The sequence below is a fragment of the Streptomyces griseoviridis genome, assembly GCF_005222485.1.
In the GTDB taxonomy this organism is placed as follows: Bacteria; Actinomycetota; Actinomycetes; order Streptomycetales; family Streptomycetaceae; genus Streptomyces; species Streptomyces hintoniae.
Map to the genome: position 1 here is coordinate 5,655,130 of NZ_CP029078.1, position 13,440 is coordinate 5,668,569.

The window sequence follows — 13,440 nt, forward strand, 5'->3', positions numbered from 1 at the left end:
GCTGTTACTTGACCCGCATGGCGGACACCACGGGACACCCCACTGACACCGAGGCTCCATCCGGCCCCGACTCCACCCCCCGCAGATCGAGTTGGAAGCACATCGGCCCAGGCATCGTGGTCGCCGCGACCGGCGTCGGCGCGGGCGACCTGGTGGCCACCCTCATCGCGGGCGGCAACTTCGGCTACACCCTGCTCTGGGCGGCCGTCGTCGGCTGCCTGGTGAAGATCTCCCTCGCCGAGGCGGCCGGCCGCTGGCATCTCGCGACCGGCCGCACCCTCTTCGACGGGTGGGCCGGCCTCGGCCGCTGGACCGGCTGGTTCTTCGTCGTCTACGCCGTGGTCTGGGGGTTCGTCTACGGCGCGGCGGCGATGTCGTCCAGCGCGCTGCCCCTCCAGGCGCTGTTCCCCGGGGTGATGGACCTCAAGGCGTGGGCCGTCGCCTGCGGTCTGGCCGGCCTGGTCTTCGTCTGGTTCAACAGGTACGCCGTCTTCGAGAAGGTCATGACGGTCCTGGTGGGCGTCATGTTCGTGGTGACCGTCTACCTCGCGGTCAGGGTCACCCCGCACCTCGGGCAAGCCTTCGCGGGCCTGCTGCCGGTACTGCCCGACGAGAAGGACTCGGTCCTCAACACCCTCGGCCTGATCGGCGGGGTGGGCGGCACCATCACGCTGGCCGCCTACGGCTACTGGGTCAACGCCAAGGGGTGGACCGACACCGGCTGGATGAAGGTCATGCGCCTCGACAACCGGGTCGCCTACCTCACCACCGGCGTCTTCGTGGTCGCCATGCTGTTCGTCGGCGCCGAACTGCTGCACTCCGCGAACGTGGCGATCTCCAGCGGCGACCAGGGCCTGATCCAGCTCGGCGACATCCTCGCGGACACCTACGGCCGGGCCACCTCGACGTTCTTCCTCATCGGCTTCTTCGCCACCTCGTTCACCTCGCTGATCGGCGTCTGGCACGGCGTGAGCCTGATGTTCGCCGACTTCGTGGCCCGCACCCGCGACCGCGCACCCGCCGCCGGCACCGAGGTCGCCTCCGGCGCCCGTGAACGGTCCTGGCCGTTCCGCGCCTACCTGCTGTGGCTGACGTTCCCGCCGATCGTTCTGCTGTTCCAGGGCCAGCCGTTCCGCCTGATCATCCTCTACGGCGTGCTGGGCGCGGCCTTCCTGCCGTTCCTCGCGCTGACCCTGCTGCTGCTCCTCAACTCCTCGCGCACACCCGCCCCCTGGCGCAACGGGCCGCTCAGCAACACCCTCCTCGTGCTGGCCGGGACGCTGTTCCTGGTCCTGTGCGTGAAGCAGGTCCTCGACCAGCCCTGGGCCGACTTCCTCTGACGGCACCGAGGGCAGCGGCGGCCCGACAGCGCCGTGCCCCCGCCCGGGGAGCCGGGCGGGGGCAGGGGTGGGGGCGGGGATGGACAGCGGGCCGTTCTAGGGCAGCGCGTGGACGTGCGGGCCGACCGTGTTCGACCAGGCGTTGCCCGCCGACGCGTCCCAGTTGGTCGACCAGGTCATCGCGCCGCGCAGTCCCGGATAGGTCCTGGACGGCTTGAAGGAGCCGCACCCGGTGCCCTTCGCCAGGCAGTCGAGGGCGTTGTTGACGACTGTCGGTGAGACGTAGCCGCTGCCCGCGCCGCTGGTCGAGGCGGGCAGGCCGAGGCCGACCTGGGACGGGGCGAGGCCGCCCTCCAACTGGATGCAGGCCAGCGCGGTGAGGAAGTCGACCGAGCCCTGCGAGTAGACCTTGCCGTCGCAGCCCAGCATCGAACCGCTGTTGTAGTACTGCATGTTGACGACGGTGAGGATGTCCTTGATGTTCAGGGCCGTCTGGAAGTAGGAGTTCGACGTCGACTGCATGTCGATGGTCTGCGGCGCCATCGTGATGATCAGCGAGGAGCCCGCCTTGGCCGACAGGGAGCGCAGCGCCTGGGTCATGTAGGTGGCGTTGAGGCCGTTCTCCAGGTCGATGTCGACGCCGTCGAAGCCGTACGTCTGCATCAGCGTGTACACCGAGTTGGCGAAGTTCGCGGCCGAGGTCGCGTCGCTCACCGACACCGTGCCGTTCTGGCCGCCGATGGAGATGATCACCTTCTTGCCCGCCGCCTGCTTCGCCTTGATGTCGGCCTTGAACTGATCGGCGGTGTAGCCGTTCAGACCGGCCGAGTCGAGGGTGAAGGAGACCGCGCCCGGTGTCGTCGTCGCGTCGGCGAAGGCCACCGCGATGATGTCGTACTGGGACGGCACGTCGGAGATCTTCTGGACGGTGGCGCCGTTGTTGAAGTTCTGCCAGTACCCGGTCACCGCGTGCGCGGCGAGGGTGCCGCCCCCGCCTCCGCCGCCGGTCGCGGTGGTGGTGCCGGTCACGGTCGCCGACTTGGCCGACTCGCCGGCCGCGTTGGTCGCCGTGACCTGGAAGGAGTACGCCGTCGAGGCGGCGAGCCCGGTCACCGTGGCCGACGTTCCGGTCACCGCCGTCACCTTGGTGCCGTTGCGGTAGACGCTGTAGCCGGTCGCGCCCGACACCGCGTTCCAGGCCAGCGAGACGGACGACGAGGTGGTGCCCGACACCGCGAGGCCCGCCGGGGTCGCCGGGACGGTCGGGGCCGGGTCGCCGCCCCCGCCGCCGTCGGGGCCGTACACCGACAGGTCGTCCGCGTAGTAGGCGGCCTGTCCGTACCAGCCGTGCGTGTAGACGGTGACCGAGGTGGTGGCGGAGCCGGTGGTGAACGTCGTCGAGAGCTGCTTCCAACTCGCCGTGTCCGGCGTCCAGGTGGAGACGTCCGTGGTGCCGGTGCCCGTCACGCCCAGGTAGCTGTACCCGCCCTGCACCCAGGCGCTCAGCGTGTACGTCGAACCGGGCTTGACGGCCACGGTCTGTACGCACTGGGCGTTGTCCTGCCCGGCCGGGGTCGCCTTGAGCGCGGAAGTGCCGCCGTGGACGGGTGAGTTGACGGTGGCGCCGCTGTTCGCGGAGCACGTCCAGTTGCTCAGGCCGTTCTCGAAACCGGCGTTCTTCGCGTTGTTGACGTCCGCGGCGGACGCCTGGCCCGCGCCCGCCAGGGAGAGCGCGAGGGCGGCGGTGACGGCTCCCGACCAGAGCCGTGCCGATCTTCTGTGTGGGGACATGACAACAAGTTGGTCTAGGCCAATCCTGCTGTCAAGAGGTCCAGACCAACTTGTCGAGCAGCAGTCCGGCCGCGCACCCCGCGAGCAGCACCGCCGTCGACATCCACAGCGACCCGTGCGCCGGTGCCAGGAACTCCGGGCGCAGCGCCGACGCGAGCAGCAGGGCCGCCACCGGGACCGCGCAGGCCGCCACCGGGTGCCGGACCGGATCGTGCCGCCACGGCTCCGGGTGGACGCGGGCCGCCGCCCACGTCGCGAGTGTCACCGAGAGCAGGTTCGGCAGGTGGACGAGGGCGAGCGCCGCCCCGAACGAGCCGACGCCCCCGGGGCCGACGAGATACCGGTGCACCACCGTGGCCTGCGTGTACGCGGTGAGCGCCAGCACCACGGCCCCGGCCGCCCAGGACCTGGCGAACGCCATCAGCCGCCCCCGAGGACCCCGTGCACGAGGACCGCCGTGAACCACACCGCCGCGAGACCGCACCCCGACGTCAGCGCCAGCGCCTGGAGCACCGGCGGCCAGCTCCCCCGGCCCGTCACCGCCGCCGTCCCGGCCGGGTCGCGCGGATCGTAGGTGACGGTGACCGGGGTGCCCTCCTCGGTGGAGCGGCGCACCATCGCCTCGAACTCGACCCGGGTGCCGTCGGTGGTGTGGAAGGCGAAGAAGTGCCGTACGGCGTCCGAGCGGTGGTACGGCTCGGCCGTGACCCGCACGCACTCGCCGCCGGTGCGCACCCCGCGCCGCAGCACCCGCGTCACCGTCACCAGCCGGCGCGCGCACCGCACCGCGACGGCCCCGGACACCACGACCAGCAGGGCGAGTACGACGTCGCCCGTCTCCGGTAATCCCATGGCTAGCGCACCTTCGCAAAGGCGACGGTCCGCTTCGGACCGGAGGCGGGCAGGCGACCGCGCACGGCGTCGCCCCGGAGCCCCCCGGCCGGGAGCGGGCGGTGGGTCCTCGTCGGCGGAGGGCTTCCCCCGAGGTCAGTTCGCACAGCGGCTGTAGGGCACATAGTGGCGAGTGTTCCCCTGTGGGACGCCCGGGAACTGCGCGGCGGCCGGCGTCTCGGTCTTCTTCTGCGTCACCCGGGTCGCCTGAGCCGCCTCAGTCACCCGAGTTGCCTGAGTCACGTGCGGCACGTGCGGCACCTGAGTCCCGTGCGTCGCCCGAGTCACCCGCGTTCCGCTGTCTCTCCCGTGACGCACGCGTACCCCTCCCGGCCGACATTCGCCTGTGTGTTCGGCCGCGAGCGTAGGCGCCGGGCACCCCGGTGCGCGTGGGCCCGGGGACCCAGACACGGGCCCACTCCGCACCCGGGGCGGCGGACCCGGTCAGCCGGAACGGACCCGTCCGGCGGGCGGCGAGATGCTCAACCTGCCCCGGTTTGGCATGACTTGCGCCACAGGAGTTCCCCAGGAGCTACGCAATCGCTGTTCTCCGGTCACAGTGGCGTGGATACAGTGCTGAGGTAGTCACGCAGTGAAGTCATTTCGATGCGCCGGAGTCACCCCGGCGGAGCGACGGACGCAACACGGGGAGCCGCGCGTGCCCACTGCCATCGCCGTGACGAGCGCCGACATGGCGCTCCCGCCGCAGGACGAACGCACCCTGCCCGCGGTGGTCCTCGCGGACCTGGACCGGCAGCCGCTCGACGAGGCGCTCGGCGCCGTCCAGGCCCTCCTCGACCAGCACGGACATCTCGTCGTGGTCTCCTCGCAGGCCGTGCCCCACGCGGTCACCCGGCGCCTGTACACCATCCGCTCGCTCCTGGAGAGCGACCGGATCGCGCTGTTCCATCCGCCGCTGCCGCCGCTCGGACTCGCCGTCCTCGCCCGCCAGTTGCGTCAACTCGCGACCTGCGACCTCAGCCCGGGGGTGCTCGCCTCGGCCGGCCGGCTGCTCACCCACTACATCCACTGCGGCGCGCTGCTCGGCTCCGTGGCCCGGCTCGACCGGGTCCCCGTCGGCCTCACCTCGCACGCCAGATCCTGGGTCCCCGGCAGCCAGTTCGGCGTCGTCGCCCACCCCGAACCGCAGCTCGTCAGGATCGGCCCCGAAGCCGCCCTGACCGGACCCGAGTTCGGCACCTGGATGCTCGTCGCCCCGGGGCAGCCGCCCTCGGACTGGGTCACCGCGACCCTCGCCGAACAGTGGGGCGCGCAGGGGCTGCGCGAGGTCCCGTCGCCCGCGGAGTCCGCCACCTGGTGGGGCACGGGCAAGCTCGTCGAGTTCGCCGCGTACCTGCCCGACCTCTCCGTCCTGTACCAACTCGTGACGTCCGTGCGGCAGGGCGTCTGCCACTGGTGCGGCATCGACGTCATCGGCGACCGCTGCGTCTTCTGCTCCGCCGTACCACCGTTCCACGAGAACCAGATCACCGCCCGATGAGTCCTGCGCCCCAGGGTTCGCAGCCACGTCCGTCACGTCCGGCACTTCATCCGAAGTCCGCTCGACCGACCATCCCCCCGATGAGGTTGTACGGTTCATGAACTCACGTCAGCGCCGAGGCGTGCTCCTGCTGCTCCTGTCGGTCCTCTGCGCCCTCGGCGCGTTCGCCGGTGTCCTCTCCGTGATCAGCGACGTCAAGTCGAAGGTCGGACCCGAGGTCACGGCCTACCGGCTGAAGAAGAGCGTGGCGCCCTACACCACCCTGACCACGGACCAGTTCGAGAAGATAGAGATGCCCGAGCGCTGGCTCTCGCCCACCGCGGTGACCAGCCTCCGCCAGATCCAGGGCAAGATCGCCGTCACCACCCTGCGCGAGGGCTCCCTGCTCCAGACCGACATGATCGTCGAGCAGCCCGCACTCCAGCCGGGCCAGCAGGAGGTCGCGATCATGATCGACGCGGCGACCGGCGTGGCGGGCAAGATCACCCCGGGTGCGACGGTCAACGTCTACGCCACCTTCGCGGGCGAACGGGACGGCGACCCCGCCCAGTCGAAGATCATCGTGACCAACGCCAAGGTCCTCGACGTCGGCAAGATCACCGCCCTCGACCCGGCCGAGGGCACCAGGACGCAACGGCCCACCGACGCCGTCCCGATCACGTTCGCCCTCTCCGCGCTCGACGCCCAGCGCATCACCTACGCCGAGTCCTTCGCCCAGCGGGTACGGCTGGCCCTGGTCGCGCCGGGCGGCGACACCACGGTCCCTGACAAGGACCGCACGTACCAACTAGCGAAGGACAAGTGAGACGCCCGCATGCCCACGAGGATCCTTCCGGCCGTCGGTGACGTGGACGCGGTCCGCTCCCTGACCACGCTGCTCAGCCAGCTCCCGGACGCCGAACCGGTCGCCCCGGTCGTCGACTCGACGCAGCTCGTCGACACCCTCGCGCGCCTCGCCGCCGAGTCCGTCGACGAACTGCCCGAGGTGGTCGTCGTCCACGAACGCATCGGCCCGGTCCCGGCCCTTGAACTCATCCGCGAAGTGGCCCTGCGCTTCCCGGCCGTCGGCGTCATCCTCGTCACCACCGACGCCAGCCCGGGACTCTTCCAGGCCGCCATGGACTACGGCGCCCGCGGCCTGGTCGCCATGCCCCTCAGCTACGAGGAACTCGCCAGCCGCGTCCAGGCGGTGGCCCAGTGGTCGGCCGGCGTCCGGCGCCATCTCGGCCACGGCGGCGACGTGTTCACCGGCGTCGGCGGCACCGTCGTCACCGTCAGCGGCGCCAAGGGCGGCGTCGGCGCCACCCTCACCGCCGTCCAACTCGCCCTCGCCGCACAGGCGTCAGGCAGGACCACGGCCCTGGTCGACCTGGACCTCCAGGCCGGCGACGTCGCCTCCTACCTGGACGTCCAGTTCCGCCGCTCGGTGGTCGACCTCGCCGCCATCACCGACATCTCGCCCCGCGTCCTCGCCGACGCCGTCTTCCGCCACGACACCGGACTCGCCCTGCTCCTCGCCCCCGGCGAGGGCGAACGCGGCGAGGAGGTCACCGACCGCGCCGCCCGCCAGATCGTCGCCGCGCTGCGCTCCCGCTACGAGGTCGTCGTCGTCGACTGCGGCGCCCAGCTCAGCGGCGCGGGCGCCGCCGCGGTGGAGATGGCCGACACCGCGCTGCTCGTCACCACCCCCGACGTGGTCGCCGTACGCGGCGCCAAGCGGACCGTGCGGATGTGGGACCGGCTCCAGATCCGCAAGGCGGAGGAGACCACCGTCGTCGTCAACCGGCACACCCGCGCCACCGAGATCCAGCCGCCGCTGATCCAGCGGATCACCGGCACGGCGGTCGCCGCCACCACGGTCCCCGCCCACTACAAGGAACTCCAGGGCGCGGTCGACGCGGGCCGGGTCCACGAACTCGACAGCAAGAGCGTGGTGAAGCAGGCCCTGTGGGGCCTGGCCGGAGAGCTGGGCCTGGTGAAGGCCGCCGAGAGCGCCCACAAGGGCGGCAGGGCACGCGGCGACCGGGGCTCGGTCAGCCTGTTCAGACGCCGGGACGGAGGGGGATAGCGATGCGCAGACCACCCGGAGGCACGCGCGAGAGGCGGGACGGCGGCCAGGTCACCATCGAGTTCCTCGGCATGACACCGACGATCCTCGTCACGCTGGTGGTGCTGTGGCAGCTCGTGCTCGTGGGGTACACGTTCACGCTCGCGGGGAATGCTGCGGACGAGGCGGTACGGGCGGGCACGGCCGCCGAGGGCGACGCACCGGGAGCCTGCCGGCGGAAAGGGGAGAGGACACTGCCGTCCGCGTGGCAGCGCACGGTCACCTGCGGTCCAGGTGCGGCCGGCTACTTCACGGCCGACGTCCGCCTCAAGGTGCCCGTCCTCTTCCCCGGCACGGTCGACTTCCCGTTCCGCGTGCACGGACACGCCGGAGCCGTACAGGAGGCGAGGCGATGAACCGGCACCCGCACCGCGACCGCGGCCAAGTCGCCCTGGAGTACCTCGGGTTCCTGCCGATCCTGCTGCTGGTCGGGATGGCCGCCGTCCAGCTCGGACTGATCGCCTACACCGCCCAGCAGGCGGGCACCGCCGCCCGCGCCGGCGCGCGCAGCGCCTCCCTCGACGGGAGCGCCGCCGAGGGCTGCGCCCAGGCGGTCAGCGACTGGCTGACCGGACGCACCCGCTGCGCCTCCTCGTCCGGCGGCGACTCCGTCACCGTCACCGCCAGCATCGCCATCCCGTCCGTCGTCCCCTTCTGGCACTTCGACCAGGCCCACAGGACGGCGACGATGCCGCTCGACCACTAGGCCCACCGGCACACCGAGGAACCAGAACGAGCGAGGAGCACCGGAGCCATGAGCCTGCGGGCACGCATCAACTCCCCCGAGGAGAACGGCAACAGGGGCGAGGACGGCCACCTGGTCGCCTCCTACCGGGCCAAGCTCCTCGAGGAGATCGACCTCGCCGAGATGAGTTCGCTGGCCGCGGCCGAACGCCGGGCCCGCCTCGAGCGGGTGCTCGGGCACATCATCAGCCGCGAGGGCCCGGTCCTCTCGACGGTCGAACGCTCCCAGCTGATCCGCCGGGTCGTCGACGAAGCCCTCGGCCTCGGCATCCTCGAACCGCTCCTGGAGGACGCGTCGATCACCGAGATCATGGTGAACGGCCCCGACGCGATCTTCGTCGAGCGCGGCGGCCGGGTCGAACAGCTCCCGCTGCGCTTCCCCTCCCACGACCAGCTCATGCAGACCATCGAACGGATCGTGTCGACCGTCAACCGCCGTGTCGACGAGTCGAATCCGATGGTCGACGCCCGCCTCCCGTCCGGCGAACGCGTCAACGTGATCATCCCGCCGCTCTCCCTCACCGGCGCCACCCTCACCATCCGCCGCTTCCCCCGCTCCTTCACCCTCCAGGAGATGATCGGCCTCGGCTCGCTCGACGAGCACATGCTCTACCTGCTGGCCGGCCTGGTGCAGGCGAAGTTCAACGTGATCGTCTCCGGCGCCACCGGCACCGGCAAGACGACCCTCCTCAACGCCCTCTCCGGGCTGATCCCCGGCGGCGAACGCATCATCACCATCGAGGACTCCGCCGAACTCCAGCTCCAGCAGGCCCATGTGATCCGCCTGGAGTCCCGCCCGCCCAACGTCGAGGGCAAGGGCCAGGTCACCATCCGCGACCTGGTCCGCAACTCGCTGCGGATGCGGCCCGACCGGATCGTCGTCGGCGAGGTCCGCGGCGGCGAGTCCCTCGACATGCTCCAGGCCATGTCGACCGGCCACGACGGCTCGCTCGCCACCGTCCACGCCAACAGCGCCGAGGACGCGCTGATGCGGCTGAAGACCCTCGCGTCGATGTCCGAGGTCGAAGTGCCCTTCGAGGCACTGCACGACCAGATCAACAGCGCCATCGACGTGATCATCCAGCTGACCAGGTTCGCCGACGGCGCCCGCCGGATCACCGAGGTCGCCGTCCTCGACAGCCACGGCAGCGAACCGTACCGGCTGATCACCGTCGCCCGCTTCCACGCCCGCCCGATGACCGCCGACGGCCGCGTCCACGGCGTCTTCGAGTACTTCCCGCTGCCGCGCCGCACCGCCGAGCGCCTCTACCTGGCCGGCCAGCCCGTCCCGCAGGCGTTCGGCGTCGCCCAGAGCCTCGACCAGCTCGCCGTCCGAGAAGCCAGGTAGGCAGGAACCGACCCCATGACTCTGCGATCCCTCGTCTCCCTCACCACCGGCGTCACCCTGCTCGCCTGCGTCCTCGCCGTGCTCGGCGTGCACGCCTACGCCACCGGCAGAGCGCAGCGCCAGGCCCTCGTCGACCGCCTCTCCGCCACCGGCCAGATCCCGGTCGTCGGCAGGCGCCGCCGCTTCCGCACCCTGGACCGCAGGCTGCGCCGCACCGGCGTCGGCCGAAAGCTCGAACTGCGGCTCGCCGCCACCGGACTCGACGTCACACCGGGCGAGTTCTTCGTCTACATGCTCGCCACCGTGGCCGGCCTCTGGCTGGTCGGCCAGGCCGCCCTCGCCCCCTTCTTCGGACCCATCGCCGGACTCCTCGGCATCTGGGTGGCGGTGCAGTTCCTCAACTGGCAGCGCCAGAAACGTATCGAGAGGTTCATCAACCAACTCCCCGAACTTTCCCGCATCCTGGCCAACGCCACCCAGGCGGGCCTTGCCCTGCGCACCGCGATCGGCATGGCGGCGGAGGAACTGGAGGCCCCGGCGGGCGAGGAACTCGCCAAGGTCGCCAACCAGTTGGCGGTCGGCGCCGCCATGGACGACGCGCTGGGCGAGCTGGCCGAGCGGCTGCCGTCCCGCGAACTCGTCGTCCTCGTCACCACGTTGGTGCTCTCCAGCCGGGCCGGCGGCCAGGTGGTCAGCGCGCTGCGCAACCTCACCGAGACGCTGGAGGAACGCAAGGAGACCCGACGCGAGGTCCGCACCCAGCTCTCCCAGGTCAGCATGACCTCGTACGCCGTTCCCGTCCTCGGTATCGGCTCGTTGTTCCTCATGAACGGCGTCAAGGACGGCGCCCTCGACCGGATGACCGGCTCCCCGGTCGGCCAGGCCGCCGTCCTCATCGCCTTCGGCCTCTACGCGGTCGGCTTCGTCCTCATCCGCCGACTGTCCCGCATCGACGTCTGAGCACCGGAAAGGAGGACACATGGCACTGCTGCTCGCCCTCGCGATGGGCCTCGGCGTCTGGGGCGCCTTCGCCGGCATCCGCATGTACCGCGCCGACGCCAAACTCCCCGGCGACCTCGCGCTCGCCCTCGAGGTCGGCGCCACCCGCACCGGCGCCGTCGACTCGCTCGTCGACCGCCTCGGCATGCGCTACGCCCCCGCCGTGCAACGGATGATGGGCCCGAAGGCGGTCGCCAGGTACCGCCGCAGGATCGACCTCGCGGGCAACCCCGGCGGCCTGACGATCGACCGCTACGCGGCCCGCCGCGCCGTCTACGGCTTCCTCGGCGGAACCGGCTTCCTGGTCTTCCTCCTCAAGGGCAACATCCTCCTCGCGGTGGTGCTGCTGGCCTTCGGCGCGTTCTGGACGGAGGTCGGCATCTGGTCGGCGATCCGCATCCGCAAGGACGTCATCGAACGCACCCTGCCCGACTTCCTCGACGTCCTCGCGGTCGTCGTCAGCGCCGGCCTCGGCTTCCGCCAGGCCCTGGACCGGGTCGCCTCCAAGTACGAGGGCCCCTGGGCCGACGAACTCCGCATCACCCTGCGCCAGATGGACCTCGGCATGAGCCGCAGGCAGGCCTTCGCGGAACTGCGCCGCCGCAACGACTCCGAGCAGGTCGCGATGTTCGTGACCGCGCTCCAGCAGGGCGAGGAACTGGGCGCGCCGATCGTCGACACGCTCGTCGCGCTCGCCAAGGACATGCGCCGCACGGACGCCCAGAACGCCCGCCGCAAGGCGGCCCGCGCGGTACCCAAGGCCACCATGATGATCACCACGTTCATGGTCCCGGCCACGATGATCCTGCTCGGCGCCGGACTGCTCCTCGGCTCAGGCACCGACTTCGGCACCATCACTGGCAAGTAGACGACGGCGGTGACGCACATGCCCACGACGAGACCACGCCTCGGGCGGCTGCGACGCCGCGGGACCTCGTGGAAGCCGACGGAGATCACCACACCCCCCGCGGGGACGGTCCTGCCGGCCCACGCCCGCACCGGAGCCCCGGACATCCCGGTCACCTCGGTGACCCCGGCACTGCCCCCGGGCTGGGAACGCGCGGACGGCCTCGCCACGGGCCCCACGGAGGGCGGCCGGCCGACCGAACCGATGAACGCGATGCCGCCCCAGCCGGGCCCGCGGGGCACGAGCGGGGCGAGGGGCGGGGGCGGCGGTGGGGCGGTCGGCGAGGCGGCGGAGATATCCGTCTTCACGCCGTTACCGAGGAGGGCGGGACCGGCCCTGACGGCGCCACCCGCCCTCACCACCTCCCCCGCTCCCTCTCCCTACTCCTCACCCTCCGAGGCTCCTCCGTCCGAGGCCCCCGCCCAGGCGTCGAGAACCGGGTCGTCGAGAACTCGAGCGTCCAGAACCAGACAGTGGGGAACCAGACAGTCGGGAACCCAGGCGCCCAGGACCCCGACGATCCCGATCCAGATCAACGCCCTCCAGGCCATGTGCCGACAGGTCTTCGGGTTCCGCCTGGCGATGATCGCGCTGGCGGCCCCCTCCGCGCTGATCAACGCCTCACCGGGAGTGGCGACCCGGCTGGTCGGGGCGGCCGTCGTCGTCACCTTCATGGGCTCCTACGTCCTGCTCCGCGACTGGGAACGGTTCGGCCCGCTCCTGCTGCGCCACCCCGTCCTGCTGGCGGTGGACACCCTCTTCGGATCGCTGCTGCTGATCTCGGCGGGCCCGGACACCACGATCGCCTACGTGAGCGTCTGCACCCCGCTGCTGGCCGGGATCGTCTACGGCTGGCGGGGCGCCGCCGTCTTCGCGTCGCTCCAGTCCGTGATCCTGCTCCTGGTCCACGCGACCAGACGCGGCCTCGACGCGCCCCCGTCGGAGACGCTGATCCTGCCCGGCCTGTGCGTCATCGCCGGGGCGGTCGGCTCGGCGCTGCGCAACCTGCTGCTCCGCTTCGGCGCCGCAACCGAGGCCCTGACGGCCGTGCAGGCCCGCCTCGCCGTGACCGAGGCGGTCAGCGCCGAACGGGCCAGGCTGGCACGGGAGATGCACGACTCGGTCGCGAAGACCCTGCACGGTGTGGCGCTGGCGGCGGAGGGCCTGGCGGGCTCGGCGGGCGCGACCCGGGTGGACGCGCGGCTGGTCAAGCAGCAGGCGGAGCTGGTGGCCCGCTCGGTCCGCAGGGCCGCCGCCGAGTCCCGTGAACTCCTCGCCGACCTGCGCCGGGAGGCCGACCCGCGGCACGCCACCGACGTCCTGGTCGAACTGGCCGCCCGCACACGGGACTTCAGGGCCCGCACCGGCATCGTCGCGAGCTACCGCCCGACCGGCGACCACGCGGTGCCGCCGATGCCGCCCGCCGTGGCCCGGCAGCTCCTGACCATCGCGACGGAGGCGATGGAGAACGCCTACCGGCACGCGGGCCCGGCCCGGGTCGAGGTGGCGGCGGGGGTCCACGGCGACCTGCTGCGGATCGTCGTCCACGACGACGGACGCGGCCTGCCCGAGGACACCACCCTCGAACAGCTGCGCAGAGCGGGCCACTTCGGACTGATCGGCATGGTCGAGCGGGCCGCGTCCGTGGGCGCCCGCATCCGCATCGGCCGCGGCGACCACCCGCACGGCACGGAGGTCCGCCTCGACCTCCCGCTGGCGGCCCTGGCCACGGAGCCGGAGCACGACACACAACACCCGCACCGCGTATGACGGTTGACCGACCCCACGACCCGAGAGAGAGGAGGCCGCCCG

Annotated in this window: 13 protein-coding genes; 10 read left to right on the forward strand and 3 right to left on the reverse strand. The window is 71.7% G+C overall.

Going from position 1 to position 13,440, the window contains the following annotated elements; all coding sequences use genetic code 11:
- Positions 1–17: 17 nt before the first annotated feature.
- Positions 18–1,340 carry an Nramp family divalent metal transporter gene (locus DDJ31_RS24540; RefSeq protein WP_127178215.1) on the forward strand — a complete coding sequence of 441 codons (1,323 nt, stop codon included), beginning with the start codon at positions 18–20 and terminating at the stop codon, positions 1,338–1,340.
- A 96-nt stretch (positions 1,341–1,436) separates the two neighbouring features.
- Here DDJ31_RS24540 and DDJ31_RS24545 read toward each other — a convergent pair whose 3' ends face one another.
- The 3 genes from DDJ31_RS24545 to DDJ31_RS24555 are packed head-to-tail and all read right to left on the reverse strand — an operon-like array spanning position 1,437 to position 3,983.
- Positions 1,437–3,131: a chitinase gene (locus DDJ31_RS24545; RefSeq protein ID WP_127178214.1), complete on the reverse strand. Its 1,695-nt coding sequence runs from the start codon at positions 3,129–3,131 to the stop codon at positions 1,437–1,439.
- A gap of 31 nt (positions 3,132–3,162) precedes the next feature.
- Positions 3,163–3,552, reverse strand: coding sequence for a hypothetical protein (locus DDJ31_RS24550; protein WP_171480896.1), 390 nt, complete (start codon positions 3,550–3,552; stop codon positions 3,163–3,165).
- Positions 3,552–3,983, reverse strand: coding sequence for a DUF3592 domain-containing protein (locus tag DDJ31_RS24555; RefSeq protein ID WP_127178212.1), 432 nt, complete (start codon positions 3,981–3,983; stop codon positions 3,552–3,554). The genes DDJ31_RS24550 and DDJ31_RS24555 overlap by 1 nt, the downstream gene beginning before the upstream one ends.
- A 697-nt stretch (positions 3,984–4,680) precedes the next feature.
- Between DDJ31_RS24555 and DDJ31_RS24560 the strand changes: the two genes are divergently transcribed.
- The 9 genes from DDJ31_RS24560 to DDJ31_RS24600 all read left to right on the forward strand — a co-directional run bounded on the left by DDJ31_RS24560 (position 4,681) and on the right by DDJ31_RS24600 (position 13,398).
- Positions 4,681–5,523 carry a hypothetical protein gene (locus DDJ31_RS24560; protein WP_164784901.1) on the forward strand — a complete coding sequence of 281 codons (843 nt, stop codon included), beginning with the start codon at positions 4,681–4,683 and terminating at the stop codon, positions 5,521–5,523.
- A 97-nt stretch (positions 5,524–5,620) separates the two neighbouring features.
- On the forward strand, positions 5,621–6,328 hold the full coding sequence (cpaB, locus tag DDJ31_RS24565) for a Flp pilus assembly protein CpaB (RefSeq protein ID WP_127178211.1): 708 nt from the start codon (positions 5,621–5,623) through the stop codon (positions 6,326–6,328).
- A 9-nt stretch (positions 6,329–6,337) separates the two neighbouring features.
- Positions 6,338–7,591: an AAA family ATPase gene (locus DDJ31_RS24570; protein ID WP_127178210.1), complete on the forward strand. Its 1,254-nt coding sequence runs from the start codon at positions 6,338–6,340 to the stop codon at positions 7,589–7,591.
- Between the two features lie 2 nt (positions 7,592–7,593).
- Entirely contained in the window at positions 7,594–7,986 is a 393-nt protein-coding gene (locus DDJ31_RS24575) for a pilus assembly protein (protein ID WP_127178209.1), read from the forward strand.
- Positions 7,983–8,336 (forward strand): TadE/TadG family type IV pilus assembly protein, encoded by a 354-nt coding sequence (locus DDJ31_RS24580; protein WP_127178208.1) that lies wholly within the window; start codon positions 7,983–7,985, stop codon positions 8,334–8,336. The genes DDJ31_RS24575 and DDJ31_RS24580 overlap by 4 nt, the downstream gene beginning before the upstream one ends.
- 48 nt (positions 8,337–8,384) lie before the next feature.
- Complete coding sequence (locus DDJ31_RS24585) at positions 8,385–9,722, forward strand: CpaF family protein (RefSeq protein WP_127178207.1); 1,338 nt, start codon at positions 8,385–8,387, stop codon at positions 9,720–9,722.
- Between the two features lie 15 nt (positions 9,723–9,737).
- Positions 9,738–10,682, forward strand: coding sequence for a type II secretion system F family protein (locus tag DDJ31_RS24590; protein ID WP_127178206.1), 945 nt, complete (start codon positions 9,738–9,740; stop codon positions 10,680–10,682).
- 19 nt (positions 10,683–10,701) lie between these two features.
- Positions 10,702–11,589 (forward strand): DUF5936 domain-containing protein, encoded by an 888-nt coding sequence (locus DDJ31_RS24595; protein ID WP_127178205.1) that lies wholly within the window; start codon positions 10,702–10,704, stop codon positions 11,587–11,589.
- A gap of 588 nt (positions 11,590–12,177) precedes the next feature.
- Entirely contained in the window at positions 12,178–13,398 is a 1,221-nt protein-coding gene (locus tag DDJ31_RS24600; RefSeq protein ID WP_127182618.1) for a sensor histidine kinase, read from the forward strand.
- Positions 13,399–13,440 lie beyond the last annotated feature (42 nt).

Coding starts and splice junctions, on each gene's coding strand:
- DDJ31_RS24595 (WP_127178205.1), top strand. CDS start 10,702: ATGGCACTGCTGCTCGCCCTCGCGATGGGCCTCGGCGTCTGGGGCGCC.
- DDJ31_RS24585 (WP_127178207.1), top strand. CDS start 8,385: ATGAGCCTGCGGGCACGCATCAACTCCCCCGAGGAGAACGGCAACAGG.
- DDJ31_RS24540 (WP_127178215.1), top strand. CDS start 18: ATGGCGGACACCACGGGACACCCCACTGACACCGAGGCTCCATCCGGC.
- DDJ31_RS24570 (WP_127178210.1), top strand. CDS start 6,338: ATGCCCACGAGGATCCTTCCGGCCGTCGGTGACGTGGACGCGGTCCGC.
- DDJ31_RS24555 (WP_127178212.1), bottom strand. CDS start 3,983: ATGGGATTACCGGAGACGGGCGACGTCGTACTCGCCCTGCTGGTCGTG.
- DDJ31_RS24590 (WP_127178206.1), top strand. CDS start 9,738: ATGACTCTGCGATCCCTCGTCTCCCTCACCACCGGCGTCACCCTGCTC.
- DDJ31_RS24545 (WP_127178214.1), bottom strand. CDS start 3,131: ATGTCCCCACACAGAAGATCGGCACGGCTCTGGTCGGGAGCCGTCACC.
- DDJ31_RS24550 (WP_171480896.1), bottom strand. CDS start 3,552: ATGGCGTTCGCCAGGTCCTGGGCGGCCGGGGCCGTGGTGCTGGCGCTC.
- cpaB (WP_127178211.1), top strand. CDS start 5,621: ATGAACTCACGTCAGCGCCGAGGCGTGCTCCTGCTGCTCCTGTCGGTC.
- DDJ31_RS24575 (WP_127178209.1), top strand. CDS start 7,594: ATGCGCAGACCACCCGGAGGCACGCGCGAGAGGCGGGACGGCGGCCAG.
- DDJ31_RS24580 (WP_127178208.1), top strand. CDS start 7,983: ATGAACCGGCACCCGCACCGCGACCGCGGCCAAGTCGCCCTGGAGTAC.
- DDJ31_RS24600 (WP_127182618.1), top strand. CDS start 12,178: ATGTGCCGACAGGTCTTCGGGTTCCGCCTGGCGATGATCGCGCTGGCG.